General features: G+C 68.0%; 17 protein-coding genes. 11 read left to right on the top strand and 6 right to left on the bottom strand.

Annotated elements, in window-relative coordinates:
* Positions 1-278: 278 nt before the first annotated feature.
* Positions 279-623: a DUF3140 domain-containing protein gene (locus DR046_RS05765; RefSeq protein WP_115380842.1), complete on the bottom strand. Its 345-nt coding sequence runs from the start codon at positions 621-623 to the stop codon at positions 279-281.
* Positions 624-678: 55 nt separating this feature from the next.
* Positions 679-1692 carry a hypothetical protein gene (locus DR046_RS05760; protein WP_115380840.1) on the bottom strand — a complete coding sequence of 338 codons (1014 nt, stop codon included), beginning with the start codon at positions 1690-1692 and terminating at the stop codon, positions 679-681.
* A gap of 267 nt (positions 1693-1959) precedes the next feature.
* On the opposite strand from DR046_RS05760, the gene sdhC reads away from it, so the two are divergent.
* The 10 genes from sdhC to DR046_RS05715 all read left to right on the top strand — a co-directional run bounded on the left by sdhC (position 1960) and on the right by DR046_RS05715 (position 7674).
* On the top strand, positions 1960-2343 hold the full coding sequence (gene sdhC / locus DR046_RS05755; RefSeq protein WP_115380838.1) for a succinate dehydrogenase, cytochrome b556 subunit: 384 nt from the start codon (positions 1960-1962) through the stop codon (positions 2341-2343).
* A gap of 13 nt (positions 2344-2356) precedes the next feature.
* Positions 2357-2728: a succinate dehydrogenase, hydrophobic membrane anchor protein gene (gene sdhD, locus DR046_RS05750; protein WP_115380837.1), complete on the top strand. Its 372-nt coding sequence runs from the start codon at positions 2357-2359 to the stop codon at positions 2726-2728.
* Between the two features lie 13 nt (positions 2729-2741).
* Positions 2742-4610, top strand: a complete 1869-nt coding sequence (gene sdhA / locus DR046_RS05745; protein WP_115380836.1) for a succinate dehydrogenase flavoprotein subunit — start codon at positions 2742-2744, stop codon at positions 4608-4610.
* Between the two features lie 111 nt (positions 4611-4721).
* Entirely contained in the window at positions 4722-4940 is a 219-nt protein-coding gene (locus tag DR046_RS05740; protein ID WP_115380835.1) for a hypothetical protein, read from the top strand.
* A 14-nt stretch (positions 4941-4954) separates the two neighbouring features.
* A complete protein-coding gene (locus DR046_RS23530) occupies positions 4955-5122 on the top strand; it encodes a hypothetical protein (protein ID WP_167766913.1) in 168 nt (55 codons plus the stop codon).
* The gene (locus DR046_RS05735) at positions 5119-5415 is read left to right on the top strand and encodes a hypothetical protein (protein ID WP_115380834.1); all 297 of its coding nucleotides are present in this window, start codon (positions 5119-5121) and stop codon (positions 5413-5415) included. The genes DR046_RS23530 and DR046_RS05735 overlap by 4 nt, the downstream gene beginning before the upstream one ends.
* Complete coding sequence (locus tag DR046_RS05730) at positions 5412-5642, top strand: hypothetical protein (protein WP_115380833.1); 231 nt, start codon at positions 5412-5414, stop codon at positions 5640-5642. The genes DR046_RS05735 and DR046_RS05730 overlap by 4 nt, the downstream gene beginning before the upstream one ends.
* Complete coding sequence (locus tag DR046_RS05725) at positions 5639-6436, top strand: sulfotransferase family protein (RefSeq protein ID WP_115380832.1); 798 nt, start codon at positions 5639-5641, stop codon at positions 6434-6436. The genes DR046_RS05730 and DR046_RS05725 overlap by 4 nt, the downstream gene beginning before the upstream one ends.
* Positions 6426-6749 carry a hypothetical protein gene (locus DR046_RS05720; protein ID WP_115380831.1) on the top strand — a complete coding sequence of 108 codons (324 nt, stop codon included), beginning with the start codon at positions 6426-6428 and terminating at the stop codon, positions 6747-6749. Before DR046_RS05725 ends, DR046_RS05720 begins: the two co-directional genes overlap by 11 nt.
* Positions 6750-6894: 145 nt before the next feature.
* Positions 6895-7674: a succinate dehydrogenase iron-sulfur subunit gene (locus DR046_RS05715; RefSeq protein WP_115380830.1), complete on the top strand. Its 780-nt coding sequence runs from the start codon at positions 6895-6897 to the stop codon at positions 7672-7674.
* Between the two features lie 87 nt (positions 7675-7761).
* Here the strand turns inward: DR046_RS05715 and DR046_RS23525 are convergent, their stop codons facing one another.
* Positions 7762-7935 carry a hypothetical protein gene (locus tag DR046_RS23525; protein WP_167766911.1) on the bottom strand — a complete coding sequence of 58 codons (174 nt, stop codon included), beginning with the start codon at positions 7933-7935 and terminating at the stop codon, positions 7762-7764.
* Between the two features lie 277 nt (positions 7936-8212).
* Between DR046_RS23525 and DR046_RS05710 the strand changes: the two genes are divergently transcribed.
* Positions 8213-9385, top strand: coding sequence for a type III PLP-dependent enzyme (locus tag DR046_RS05710; RefSeq protein ID WP_115380829.1), 1173 nt, complete (start codon positions 8213-8215; stop codon positions 9383-9385).
* 343 nt (positions 9386-9728) lie between these two features.
* On the opposite strand, the gene deoD is transcribed toward DR046_RS05710, so the two are convergent.
* The 3 genes from deoD to DR046_RS05695 form a co-directional block, all read right to left on the bottom strand.
* Complete coding sequence (gene deoD / locus DR046_RS05705; protein ID WP_115380828.1) at positions 9729-10442, bottom strand: purine-nucleoside phosphorylase; 714 nt, start codon at positions 10440-10442, stop codon at positions 9729-9731.
* A 111-nt stretch (positions 10443-10553) separates the two neighbouring features.
* Positions 10554-10901, bottom strand: coding sequence for an H-NS histone family protein (locus DR046_RS05700; RefSeq protein ID WP_245190813.1), 348 nt, complete (start codon positions 10899-10901; stop codon positions 10554-10556).
* A gap of 159 nt (positions 10902-11060) precedes the next feature.
* Positions 11061-13040 (bottom strand): methylmalonyl-CoA mutase family protein, encoded by a 1980-nt coding sequence (locus DR046_RS05695; RefSeq protein ID WP_280652823.1) that lies wholly within the window; start codon positions 13038-13040, stop codon positions 11061-11063.
* Positions 13041-13165 lie beyond the last annotated feature (125 nt).

Genomic DNA, 13165 nt, shown 5'->3' with positions numbered 1-13165 from the left:
AGAACACCCACTCCGCATCCGACATCAGATCCCGCGCCATCGCATCACTCCGCCCGATCACAGTCGGGCACCGTGAATCACGCCAAGCCAGTCAGGGGAAGGGTTTTGTCAACACCGCCTAGGCATATGCCACTCTCGGATGAACTGGTCGCGCCCGACACAGAAATCTCTCCGTCACGACCGCACAAGGTAGCGGCGAAGGGCCGGTTCGGCCCGGCGTGATGCGCCGACGGGACGGAGCATGCCGTCCGGAATCAGCAAGTCCCGGCCGCCGCCCGTCAAGCCATGCCGTTCTTGCCGGACGGGTCGTGGCCCCAGTTCTTCATCGAGTATTCCCAGTCGCTGCCCTCGGGGTCGCGCGGGACCTGGGCTCCGTGGCGCTTGATGTAGCCGACGACGGCGGCCATGTGGTCCCAATCGTCGTCGCTGAGGTCGCCCTTGTTGGTTCGCTTGATCTCGATGATGCGCCTGGCGGACTTGCGGCCCTGGGACTCTCCGTCCCCGCTGTCGGCGCCGACGGACTTGCTCTCGTCGGTCTCCAGCCAGTCCTCGATCTGCTTCGGCGCCATGTTCACCAATTCACCCCATTCGTCCCAGATCTCGTCACGCGACTTGCTCGACATCCTGCGTCTCCCGTCTGGTTCCGGATCGCCCCGGAGGTCAGGGGCGCCTCGCTCCTCAACCGCGGTTCGGGCGGCCGAGATAGGCGCCACCCGCCGCCGCTATGAGGCCTGCGAGCGAGGCGAGCGCGGCCAGCCAGGCGGCGTTCGCCGTGGCGTCGGCTGCGGCGTCCGCGGCCTCGATCGCCTGGGTACGGGCTTCGGCCAGCGCGGCCTCGGCCTCTTCCTGGACGGTCTCCGCGCGGGTCTGCACATAGGTCAGGAAGGATTCCGCGTCCCGTTCCGACAGATCGAAGCGGTCCTGAAGCACGACGAGCGCCTCCTGCCGATCCTCTTCGCCGAGAATGGCGCCGCGGCCGAACGTGCTGTCGATGAAGTCCTCGATGTCCTGCCCGGCACTGCCGGGGGAGGTGACGATCTCGGTGGCGGTCTCGGTCGCCTGCGAGGCGATCCGCTGCTGTTCCTGCTGCGAGAGCACGGTTCGGAACGCCTCGCGCGCCTCGGCCTGGAAGGTCTCGGGCGTCAGGCCATTCTCGCGCAGCGTCTGCCGAACCCCGTCCGGCAGATCGTCCATCGACAGCGCGCCGATCGACAGGTCGGGCAGGTCGAAATCCTCGGGGATGGCCGCCTCGACCGCGCTCGTCGCGCCGGAGGCCACGCTCGAGACCGCCGAGCCGGCGATATTGGCGATGCCCATCGCCGCCGAGGTCGCCATGTAGAGGGCGACCAGCGTCGTCAACGCCCAGACCACGGCCCCGTGCAGCATCGAGCCCATCGGCCGCAGCACGCCTGCCAGACGCCCCGCCGCGTAGCCGCCGATGCCCAGCGCGACGAGCTGGCTGACGAACAGCCAGACCGTCGTCGTGGTCAGCGAGCCGTTCATCGGCGTCGCCTGATCCGGTTCGACCAGCGAGAAGCCGAGTGCCAGCCCCACGAGGCTGAGCAGGACATAGAGCCCCAGCGCAAAGACGGATCCGGCGAGGATCGCGCCCCAGGACGTGCGGCCCCGCGTGTCGTAGCGGCGTTCGACCGCGTCCTCGGCCAGATGATGGGAGTGGTCGACGGTCGTCATGGGGAAATCTCCGGAGCGGAATGGCCTTGGCGTCAGGAAGCGATCCGCGAAAGGTTCGCGCGGCGCTCGGGGAGGAACGCGGGGCCGGGAGCAGGGTTCCCCTCACGGTCGCGAAGACCGTGATCACATGCCGGCTGGGTGTGATCACGGAATGTGAGAGGGCGCCGGATTCCGGACCCTGCGACCCTCGGACCCCGTGACACTGCCGGGGATATCGCTAGAACGTCCATCGACATACCGAAGATCGACCGAAAAGGAGCGTCGCCCATGGCCGACGTGAACCGCGGCAACCGACCGCTCAGCCCGCACCTGCAGGTGTATCGCCCTCAGCTGACCTCGATCACCTCGATCCTGACGCGGATCACCGGCAACGCGCTGATCCTGGCCGCGCTGCTGATCACCTGGTGGTTCGTGGCGGCGGCCGCCGGGCCCGAAGCCTTCGCCACGGCGGACGCGGTGCTGACCTCGTGGTTCGGGAAGCTGGTCTTCCTCGGCTCGATCTGGGCGCTCTGGTATCACACGCTGGCCGGTATCCGGCACCTGATCTGGGACACCGGCGCGATGCTCGACATCCGCTCGGCCGAGATGCTGGGCTGGGGCTGCATCGGCGGCTCGGTCGTGCTGACGATCCTCACGATCCTCATCCTCTGACGGAGCTTCGGACATGCCCTACATCACCGACCGCAAGCGCGTCACCGGCTTCGGCTCCGCCCATTCCGGAACGCAGCATTTCTGGCGCGTGACGATCTCTTCGGTGGCACTGCTGATCCTGGTGCCCTTCTTCGTCTTCACCTTCGGCACCGCCGTGGGCGAGCCCTGGGAGGTGGTCGTGGCCTACTACTCGCGCCCCTTCCCGGCGCTGATCGCCGCGCTGACGCTCGCCGTGGGCTGGTATCACTTCGCGAAGGGCGTCCATGTCCTGATCACGGACTATTCGCGCGGAATGACGCGCAAGATCCTGCTGATCGGCGCCCACATCCTCTGCTACGCCGCCGCTCTGGTCAGCCTCTGGGCGCTGGTGCGGCTGGCCCTCTGACCGGGAGTATCCCATGGCTGCCTACGATTACGAGACCCATGCCTACGACGTCGTCGTCGTCGGGGCCGGCGGCGCCGGCCTGCGCGCGACGCTGGGCATGGCCGAGCAGGGGCTGCGCACCGCCTGCGTGACGAAGGTGTTCCCGACGCGGTCCCACACCGTCGCCGCGCAGGGCGGCATCGCCGCCAGCCTTGGCAACATGCCGATCCAGACCAGCGATGGGCAGGACGCCGACGGCAACCCGATCAACCCGCGCACGATCACCGACAACTGGCAGTGGCATCTCTACGACACCGTCAAGGGTTCCGACTGGCTGGGCGACACGGACGCGATGGAATACCTCGCGCGCGAGGCGCCGAAGGCCGTCTACGAGCTGGAGCATTACGGCGTGCCCTTCTCGCGGACCGAGGATGGCAAGATCTACCAGCGGCCATTCGGCGGCCACACGACCGAGTTCGGCGAAGGCCCTTCGGTCCAGCGCACCTGCGCCGCCGCCGACCGGACCGGCCACGCCATCCTGCACACGCTCTACGGTCAGTCGCTGAAGCAGAAGGCTGAGTTCTTCATCGAGTATTTCGCCATCGATCTGGTCATGTCCGAGGATGGGATCTGCCAGGGCGTGCTCTGCTGGAAGCTGGACGACGGGACGCTGCACCTGTTCTCGGCCAAGATGGTCGTGCTCGCCACCGGCGGTTACGGGCGGGCCTATTTCTCGGCCACCTCGGCCCATACCTGCACCGGCGACGGCAACGGCATGGTCGCCCGGGCGGGCCTGCCGCTTCAGGACATGGAGTTCGTGCAGTTCCACCCGACCGGGATCTACGGCGCCGGCTGCCTCATCACCGAGGGGGCGCGCGGCGAGGGCGGGTATCTCACCAACTCCGAGGGCGAGCGCTTCATGGAGCGCTATGCGCCGACCTACAAGGATCTCGCCTCAAGGGACGTGGTCTCGCGCTGCATGACCATGGAGATCCGCGAGGGCCGGGGCGTCGGCAAGGACGGGGATCACATCCACCTGAACCTCAGTCACCTGCCGCCCGAGACGCTGGCCCTGCGCCTGCCGGGCATCAGCGAATCCGCCCGCATCTTCGCCGGCGTCGACGTCACGAAGGAGCCGATCCCGGTCCTGCCCACCGTCCACTACAACATGGGCGGTATCCCGACGAACTACTGGGGCGAGGTGCTGGCGCCGACGGCCGACGACCCGGATCGCGTCGCGCCGGGCCTGATGGCGGTGGGCGAGGCGGGTTGCGCCTCGGTCCACGGGGCGAACCGGCTGGGGTCGAACTCGCTCATCGACCTCGTGGTCTTCGGCCGCGCCGCCGCGATCCGTGCGGGCGCGGTGGTCGACCGCGACGGCGCGGTGCCCTCGCCCAACATGCGTTCCGTCGAGATGGCGCTGGCGCGTTTCGACGGGTTGCGCCACGCGCGCGGTCAGGTCGCCACGGCCGAGCTGCGGCTCGAGATGCAGAAGACCATGCAGGAGGACGCTGCCGTCTTCCGCACCTCTGAGACGCTGGCGCAGGGCAAGGAGAAGATGGACGACATCGCGGGCAAGCTGCCCGATGTGTCGGTGACGGACAACACGCTGATCTGGAACTCCGACCTGATGGAGACGCTGGAGCTGGCGAACCTGATCCCGAACGCAGTCGCCACCGTCACCGCCGCCGAGGCCCGAAAGGAAAGCCGCGGCGCCCATGCGCACGAGGACTTCCCGAACCGGGACGACGAGAACTGGCGCAAGCACTCCCTGGTCTGGTTCAGGGGCGACGAGATGAAGTCCGATCTGGGCTATCGCGGCGTCCACCTGAACCCGCTGACCTCGCATAACGACGGCGGCATCGACCTGAAGAAGATCGCGCCCAAGGCGCGGGTCTACTGAACCCTGTCGGCGAGGGGGCGCCGTCCCCTCGCCGTGCTCCACGCGTCGGGACGTGACCTTCCCCCCCTGCCGCGATAAGGGAGGGGAAACAGTTCAGTCATGAGAGACGCGATGCGCCATCTTCTCCTTCTCGCCCCGTTCCTTCTCGCCGCCTGCCAGACCGCTGAGCCCGAACCCGTCGTCGACGACGCGGCCATCGCGCTGGCGACCCGCTGCCTGGCCGAGGTCGGTCAGGAGTTGGCGCCCGGCACCGACCTCAATGCCAGTGTCCGCCTCACCCCCGAGCAGCAGGCCGCGTTCGAGGCCTGCGTCGCGCGCGAGGCGTCTTGAGGCGGGCCCTGCCGATGCTGCTGGCCCTGTCCGCCTGCATGCCGACGGGACCCGAGGCGCGGCGCGCCTCCTATCTCGACTGCGCGCGCGACCAGGGGCTCGTCGTCGAGAACGGGACGATCCGCAGCACCTCCGCCGAGGACCTGGCGCGGCTCGACGCCTGCCGGGCGCTGCCGCGATGAGGTGGCTGCTGCTCCTCCCGCTGCTGTCGGCCTGCGCGCAGCCCGTGCCGCTGACGCCTGCGGAGGCGGAGGCCGCCTGCCGAGCGGAGCTGGCGCGCGACGGGCAGGTCAGCACCAGCATCGGGATCGGCATCGGATCGGGCGGGCCGCGCGTGCGCGGCGGCCTTTCGACCAGCACGACGCTGGGGACAGGCACCCCTGAGCAGCGGCTGGCCGCCTGCATCCAGCGGCGTATCGAGGGGCGCGGCCCGCCCCCGCGCGTCGGCATCGCCATCGGGCGGAGCATCTCGTGATCCGCGTCCTCGTGCTGGTGCCCCTGCTGGCCGCCTGCAACGCGGGTCTCGGCGGTGTGCCTTCGGCGGCCGATTTCGTGGACGAGCCGGTCGCGGTCACGCCCGGCCTCGCCTCCTGTGCGACGGCCATCGGGCGGCCGGACCTGGCCGTCGATCCGGACGCGCCGATGTCCCAGGCCGAGATCGAGGCCCTTCTGACCTGCACCGCCGCCCGCGCCCAGGGATGACCGGGCTGATCGCCCCGCGCGTCTTCTGCGTCGGGACCCATCACAAGACCGGCACGCTGTGGATGCGGGCCACGTTCCGCCGTATCGCCACCACGCTCGGCGTCGAGAAGCGCGTGGTCTTCCCCTCGACGCGCAAGCCCCTCCCCGAGGCGGAGCGCATCTTCCTCTTCTCCTGGTCGTCCACCTTCGCCGACGACCTGCTGGCGCGGCCCGACGCGCGGATCCTGCATGTCATCCGCGACCCGCGCGACGTGCTGCTTTCGGGGATGCGCTATCACCTCCACGCGCCGGCGGAAGGCGAGCAGTTCCTGCATGTCGCCCGCGACGACCTGGGCGGGTTGACCTACCAGCAGCACCTGAACGCGCTGCCTGATGATGTGGCCCGCCTGCGCTTCGAGATGGCGGAGAAGCACGCGCAGACCCTGGCCGAGATGACCGCCTGGGACTACGCCCGGCCGAACGGGATCGAGACGCGCTACGAGGAGCTGATCGCCGATACCGACTGTCGGCTCTTCCGCGAGCATCTGCGCGACCTCGGTCTGCCCGAGCCCGAGGTCGAGACCGGCGTGCAGATCTTCTGGAACAACGCCCTGTTCGGCGGGTTGGCCCGTTCGGAAGACCGGATCGAGCGCGTTGCCAAGCACGTCGCCTCGGGCCGGGCGGCGCAATGGCGCACGCGGCTGCCTCGCGCCCTGGCCGAAGACTATGCGGAGCGATACGGGGCGGATCTGGTGACGCTCGGCTACGAGGACCATCCGACCCGCTGGCTGCAGGAGGTGAAGGATGCCGCTTGAGAGACTGGCCGCGCTGGCCCTGCTGGGCCTCGCCGCCTGCAACACCGGCGTCGGCACCGAACTGACCCGCGCCACCGCCAAGTCGGTCGTGAACCCCATCGTGGCGCAGCGCTTCCCCGGCGTCCCGCTAGAGCCGGCGACCGACTGCGTGATCGACAACGCCACGGGCCAGGAGATCGTCGTCCTCGCAAGCTCCGCCGCCAGCCGCGACGACGCCACCGCCAGCCGGATCGTCACCGAGGTCGCGCAGCGGCCGGAAACGATCCGCTGCTTCGCGGAGAATGCCCTGCCGGAGATCATCCGGGCGCTCTGACGCGCCGATGTGATCACATCGCGCGGGAACCTGCCCGAAGGCGCAGAACACCCCATTTCCCTCGGCCGCGCGTTGTGAAAATGTCGCGCCGACAGGACGGCCCCGGCACCTTATGTGTGGGCCGACGACGAAGGAGAGCGACGCGATGGTTCAGTTCACCCTGCCGAAGAATTCCAAGATCACCACCGGCAAGACCTGGCCCAAGCCCGAGGGCGCGACCAACCTGCGCCGCTTCCAGATCTATCGCTGGAACCCCGAGGACGGGAAGAACCCCCGGCTCGACACCTACTGGGTCGACCTCGACACCTGCGGGCCGATGATCCTGGACGCGCTGATCAAGATCAAGAACGAGATCGATCCGACCCTGACCTTTCGCCGGTCCTGCCGGGAAGGCATCTGCGGCTCCTGCGCGATGAACATCGACGGGGTGAACACGCTTGCCTGCACCTGGGGCATCGACGAGGTGAAGGGCGACGTGAAGATCTACCCGCTGCCGCACATGCCGGTGGTCAAGGACCTGATCCCCGACCTGACCCATTTCTACGCCCAGCACGCCAGCGTCATGCCCTGGCTGGAGACGAAATCGAACACGCCGGCGAAGGAATGGCGCCAGTCCATCGAGGACCGCGAGAAGCTCGACGGCCTCTACGAGTGCATCATGTGCGCCTCCTGCTCGACGGCCTGCCCGTCCTACTGGTGGAACGGCGACCGCTATCTCGGCCCGGCTGCGCTGCTGCACGCCTATCGCTGGATCATCGATTCGCGCGACGAGGCGACCGGAGAGCGGCTCGACGACCTGGAGGATCCGTTCAAGCTGTATCGCTGCCACACGATCATGAACTGCACCAAGACCTGCCCGAAGGGCCTGAACCCCGCGAAGGCGATCCAGTCGATCAAGAAGATGATGGTCGAGCGACAGCTCTGACCCTCGCGACCTGCCGGGCGACGTGAAAAGGCCCCCGCCGAGGCTCGGCGGGGGCCTTCTGCTGTGGGCGTCGGCGGTGGCTCGGCCTTATGTGCCGACCTCGATGCCGCCTTGCGGGATGGTGCCGTCGCTGTCGATGTCCTGATCGGTCGTCGCCTCGATCTCCGAGGGCGTGTTGACCACGTCGTTGCCCCCGGCGACGCAGCCGGCGGTGAGAGCGATCAGGGGCAGGGCGGTCAGAAGCTTCAGGGGTGCGGTCATGACTATCTCCATTCAGTGTTGCGGACAAAACGGTTCGGGCCGCTTAAGGTTCCGTAGCGTCGCGCGGCGGAAAAATCTTCGGGCGGCGGAGATTTGATCTTGACCGAAGCCCGGTTTGGGATCATCTGCGCGATTACAAAAGACGCCAACGCACGCGCCTCTGGCACGGCACCGAAGGCCCAACGGGCCCCACGCACGGTTACGTAGCGACGGTAACGTCTCCCTTGGAACTGAGCGGTCTTCACCGGTTCGTCCGGAATGGCCGGGTCTATTGGAGATGACCATGAACGCAGTAACCGGTCTCGGCCGCGTCCTCCCCTTTGCGCCCTCTCGCGTGGAAGACTTCATCGCGTCCAACGACTTCGCCGAGCCGACGCTCGTGATCGACGTCGATGCCGTCGAGCGCCAGTTCCGCGCGCTCAGCGCCGGCCTGGGCCGTGCCCACATCCACTACGCCGTGAAGGCGAACCCGCATCCCGCGATCATCGAGCGTCTCGTGGCGCTCGGCTCCGGCTTCGACGCGGCCTCCCGCGGCGAGATCGAGCTGGTGCTGTCGCAGGGCGCGGACGTGGACCATGTCTCCTTCGGCAACACGATCAAGAAGGCGTCCGACATCCGCTTCGCCGCCAATGCGGGCGTGACGATGTTCGCCGCCGATGCCGAGGAAGAGCTGGAGAAGATCGCCGAGAACGCCCCCGGCGCGCGCGTCTACATCCGTGTCATCGTCGAGAACTCGGAAGCGGACTGGCCGCTCTCGCGCAAGTTCGGCTGCGCCCGTGACAAGGTGCTGGCGCTGCTGGGCCTGGCCCGCGATCTGGGCCTCGTGCCCTACGGCCTGTCGTTCCATGTCGGCTCCCAGACGCGCGAAGCGCGGATGTGGACCGGCACGCTCGACCAGGTCGCGGCGATCTGGCACGAGGCGGTCGACGCGGGCTTCGACCTGCAGCTGCTGAACATCGGCGGCGGCTTCCCGGCCTTCTACGGCGAGGAGATCCAGCATCCGACGGCCTATGCCGCCGCGGTCATCGAGTTGATCGAGGCGCGCTTCGGCGCTGTCCCGCAGATCATGGCGGAGCCCGGCCGCGGCCTCGTCGCCGAGGCGGGCGCCATCGCCGCCGAGATCCTGCTGGTCTCGAAGAAGTCCGAGGACGACCTGCATCGCTGGGTCTATCTCGACATCGGCAAGTTCTCTGGCCTGGCCGAGACGATCGACGAGGCGATCCGCTATCAGATCGTCACGCCGCGCGACAGCGACGCGACGGGCCCCTGCGTGCTGGCCGGGCCGTCCTGTGACTCGGCGGATGTGCTCTACGAGAAGCGCCCGATCGCGCTGCCGATGACGCTGCGGGCGGGGGACAAGGTGATCATCCGCAATTGCGGCGCCTATACCTCGTCCTACTCGTCGGTCGGCTTCAACGGCTTTCCGCCGCTGGCCGTTCTGGTGATCTGAGCAGGACCCCGGGCGGAGGCGCGAGGCGTCTCCGTCCGAGGGGGGCTCTGCCCCCCGCCTTCGGCTCCCCCCGAGGTATTTGGAGCGAGATGAGGGCCCTTTACGAATCCTTAACCATGCTTGTGACACCATCAGGATGCGGGACAGGCTGAGGAGCCGATGACCGCGCGAGGTGAGGGCGCGCTGCGTTCTCCGCGGCGGGGTGGGGCGATCCCATCCCGCCGCTCTCTCTTGCCATGACACTTGGGCCGGCGCGGGTGGTTCCGTTTCCGGAGTTCGCTGGAGTGATCCAGCCGCGACGGGAGCAGTCGCCCGACGTCGCGGGCCGGGGTCCGCTCCGAGCTCAGCCTGCCGACGCGAAGGCCGCCTCCAGCGCGATCTCGACCATCTCCGCGAAACCCGTCTGCCGGTCGGCGGCGGGGAGCGCCTCGCCCGTCAGCAGATGGTCGCTGACCGTCAGGACCGCGAGGGCGCGGCAGCCGTGGCGGGCGGCGAGGTTGTAGAGCTCCGCCGCCTCCATCTCGACGGCGAGGATGCCGTGACGGGTCATGATCTCGGTGAGGTCCGGGCGTTCGTCGTAGAACACGTCCGAGGAATAGATCCCGCCGACATGGACGCCCGTGCCGCGGCGAGATGCCGCGTCGGCCGCCGATCGGAGCAGGCCGAAATCGGCGCAGGGGGCGAAGGCGATCTCGCGGAAGATGCCCGATGACGGGGTCGAGAGCGAGGAGGCCGTCTGCGCGAGGATCACGTCGCGCAGCGCGACATGGGCCTGCATCGCCCCGCAGGAGCCGATGCGGATCAGCGTCTTCGCGCCGTAGGTCGCGATCAGCTCGTTGGCGTAGATCGACAGCGACGGCATCCCCATGCCGGAGCCGTGGATCGTCACCCGGTGGCCGCGCCAGGTGCCGGTGAAGCCCAGCATGCCGCGCACATCGTTCACCAGTTCGGGCGCGTCGAGGAAGGTCTCGGCCGCCCAGCGGGCCCGCAAGGGATCGCCCGGCATCAGCACGGTTTCGGCGATCTGGCCGGGTTCGGCGCGAATGTGAGGGGTCATGCGGCGTTCCGGGCGAAGGGCTTTCGGCGCTTCTGCCCGGCATTCGGATCGAGGTCCAGTGCGCGCATCAGGCGGCCCGCTGCACGGGCCTCCGCGTTTCGGCAGATCGGCTCAGATCGCCATGTCTTCGGGCGATTTCCCTGCGGCCAGCGCTTCCTTGTACCAACCGGGCTGCCGCCCGCGGCCGGACCAGGTCAGCGAGGGATTCTCGGGGTGCCGATATTTCGCCGGAGCCTTCGCGGCGCCCGCCACGGCCTTCTTGCCGCCGGAGCGCCCCTGCATGAGATCAGCCATGCTATAGCCCTCGTCGGCCAGCATCTTTTCGATCTGCCCCTTCAATTCCCGGAGCCGACGACCGTCATATTCAGCCTCAGCTTTCCGGATTTCCTTCAGCCGCTCTTCTGCGGCGGCGCGTTCCTTGGCGAGGTCTGCTTTGGTCATCGTATCGAGTTCTGCCATGATCGTTTCGCTCCCTGCGTCCAGATAGCTTTGGAGATAGATTGTAAAGGAAAAACCGGCAAGGGGATTCTAGACCCGTTACAATCGTGCAGGTGGGAATGCGCTTCACGGACTTCGGTCCTTTCGGAATTGCACCCTTCGTCGATGCGCTCCGGCGGCCTATTCTGCGGCTATCTCCTTCGGGTCGGCCAATTCAACGATATCGCCCATGATCCTGTTCAATTCGAAATCCTTGGGCGTGTAGACCCGCGCCACGCCCATCGCGCGCAGCCTTTCGGCATCCTCGTCCGGAATGATCCCGCCAACGATCACCGGCACATGGGCGAGACCCGCCTCGCGCATCCGCCGCATCGTCTCCTCGACCAGGGGCAGGTGCGAGCCCGACAGGATCGACAGCCCGACGACGTGCGCGCCGTCGCCGGCGGCGGTGACGATCGCCTCGGGGGTGAGGCGGATGCCCTGGTACTGGATCGCCATTCCGCAGTCGCGGGCGCGGACGGCGATCTGCTCGGCGCCGTTGGAATGACCGTCGAGACCGGGCTTGCCCATCAGGAAGGTCAGGCGGCGGCCGAGCCTGGCCGAGACGGCATCGACCATCTCGCGCAGCTCGTCGAGCCCCTCGGTCCGGTTCGACATCGACGCGGAAACGCCGGTGGGGCCGCGATACTCGCCGTGGACGGCGCGCATCACCCCGGCCCATTCGCCGGTTGTCACCCCGGCCTTCGCCGCCGCGATCGAGGGCGGCATGATGTTCGTCCCCTCGCGCGCGGCCCGGCCCAGCGCGTCTAGCGCCGCCTGAACGGCCGCCGCGTCACGCTCGGCCCGCCAGGCTTCCAGCCGGGCGATCTGGTCGGCCTCGACCGCCGGGTCCACGGTCATGATGCCGCCATCCTCGCCGACCAGCGGCGAGGGCTCTCCCTCGGTCCACCTGTTGACGCCGACGACGGTGGTGTCGCCGCGCTCGATCCCGCCGAGCCGTTCGGCATTCGATTCGACCAGCCGGCCCTTCATGTATTCGATCGCCGCGACCGCACCGCCCATTCCGTCGAGCACGTCCAGTTCCGCACGCGCGCCTTCCTTCAACTCCTCGACCTTGGCGGCCACGACCGGAGAGCCGTCGAAGAGATCGCCGAATTCCAGAAGGTCGGTCTCGTAGGCCAGCACCTGTTGCATCCGCAGGGACCATTGCTGGTCCCAGGGACGCGGCAGGCCCAGCGCCTCGTTCCAGGCGGGCAATTGCACGGCGCGGGCGCGGGCATTCTTCGACAGCGTGACGGCCAGCATCTCGAGCAGGATCCGGTAGACGTTGTTTTCCGGCTGCTGCTCGGTCAGGCCGAGGGAATTGACCTGCACGCCATAGCGGAAGCGGCGGTATTTCGGGTCCTCGACGCCGTACCGCTCCCGGCAGATCTCGTCCCAGAGATCGACGAAGGCGCGCATCTTGCACATTTCGGTGACGAATCGGATGCCCGCATTCACGAAGAACGAGATCCGGCCGACGAGGCGGGGAAAGTCCTCTTCGGGAACGCGGCCGCGCAATTCGTCCAGCACCGCCGTCGCCGTCGCCAATGCGAAAGCCAGTTCCTGCTCGGGCGTCGCGCCCGCCTCCTGCAGGTGGTAGGAACAGACGTTCATCGGGTTCCATTTCGGGATCGCATCGTAGCAATAGGCGGCGACGTCCGCGATCAGCTTCATCGAGGGCTGCGGCGGCAGGACATAGGTGCCGCGGCTCAGATATTCCTTCACCAGGTCGTTCTGCACCGTGCCCTGAAGCCTGGAGACGTCGGCGCCCTGTTCCTCGGCCACGGCGACATAGAGCGCCAGAAGCCACGGCGCCGTCGCGTTGATCGTCATCGAGGTGTTCATCTGCTCCAGCGGGATGTCCGCGAAGAGCATGCGCATGTCGCCGAGATGGGCGATCGGAACGCCGACCTTGCCCACCTCGCCGCGCGCCAGAACGTGGTCGGAGTCGTAGCCCGTCTGCGTCGGCAGGTCGAAGGCGACCGAGAGGCCGGTCTGCCCGCGGGCGAGATTGCTGCGATAGAGCGCGTTGGACTTCTCGGCCGTCGAGTGGCCGGCATAGGTGCGGAACAGCCAGGGGCGATCTTTCGGCGACATGGGGCAGCCTCGTGTAACAATATTGCGTCCTGCAGGAAGTAGACGACAGATAGGGCCGGGTCAATTCGCTGCGGCGCGGCGTCGGCGATCGCGAGTGGCGGGACGGCCCCGGATCGCCTAGCGTGAGGTGAGCAGGCGCCTGAGGG

Origin of the sequence: Jannaschia formosa (assembly GCF_003340555.1) — a bacterium.
In the GTDB taxonomy this organism is placed as follows: Bacteria; Pseudomonadota; Alphaproteobacteria; order Rhodobacterales; family Rhodobacteraceae; genus Jannaschia; species Jannaschia formosa.
The sequence above is the reverse complement of the archived record's forward strand: the minus strand, read 5'-3'. Positions and strand labels throughout refer to the sequence as shown.

Bases quoted from the DNA above. Each gene is read 5' to 3' on its own strand.
- DR046_RS05760 (WP_115380840.1), bottom strand. From the start codon at position 1,692: ATGACGACCGTCGACCACTCCCATCATCTGGCCGAGGACGCGGTCGAA.
- DR046_RS05725 (WP_115380832.1), top strand. From the start codon at position 5,639: ATGACCGGGCTGATCGCCCCGCGCGTCTTCTGCGTCGGGACCCATCAC.
- DR046_RS05710 (WP_115380829.1), top strand. From the start codon at position 8,213: ATGACCATGAACGCAGTAACCGGTCTCGGCCGCGTCCTCCCCTTTGCG.
- DR046_RS05715 (WP_115380830.1), top strand. From the start codon at position 6,895: ATGGTTCAGTTCACCCTGCCGAAGAATTCCAAGATCACCACCGGCAAG.
- DR046_RS05720 (WP_115380831.1), top strand. From the start codon at position 6,426: ATGCCGCTTGAGAGACTGGCCGCGCTGGCCCTGCTGGGCCTCGCCGCC.
- sdhA (WP_115380836.1), top strand. From the start codon at position 2,742: ATGGCTGCCTACGATTACGAGACCCATGCCTACGACGTCGTCGTCGTC.
- DR046_RS05765 (WP_115380842.1), bottom strand. From the start codon at position 623: ATGTCGAGCAAGTCGCGTGACGAGATCTGGGACGAATGGGGTGAATTG.
- DR046_RS05740 (WP_115380835.1), top strand. From the start codon at position 4,722: ATGCGCCATCTTCTCCTTCTCGCCCCGTTCCTTCTCGCCGCCTGCCAG.
- sdhC (WP_115380838.1), top strand. From the start codon at position 1,960: ATGGCCGACGTGAACCGCGGCAACCGACCGCTCAGCCCGCACCTGCAG.
- DR046_RS23525 (WP_167766911.1), bottom strand. From the start codon at position 7,935: ATGACCGCACCCCTGAAGCTTCTGACCGCCCTGCCCCTGATCGCTCTC.
- DR046_RS23530 (WP_167766913.1), top strand. From the start codon at position 4,955: ATGCTGCTGGCCCTGTCCGCCTGCATGCCGACGGGACCCGAGGCGCGG.
- DR046_RS05700 (WP_245190813.1), bottom strand. From the start codon at position 10,901: ATGGCAGAACTCGATACGATGACCAAAGCAGACCTCGCCAAGGAACGC.
- sdhD (WP_115380837.1), top strand. From the start codon at position 2,357: ATGCCCTACATCACCGACCGCAAGCGCGTCACCGGCTTCGGCTCCGCC.
- deoD (WP_115380828.1), bottom strand. From the start codon at position 10,442: ATGACCCCTCACATTCGCGCCGAACCCGGCCAGATCGCCGAAACCGTG.
- DR046_RS05735 (WP_115380834.1), top strand. From the start codon at position 5,119: ATGAGGTGGCTGCTGCTCCTCCCGCTGCTGTCGGCCTGCGCGCAGCCC.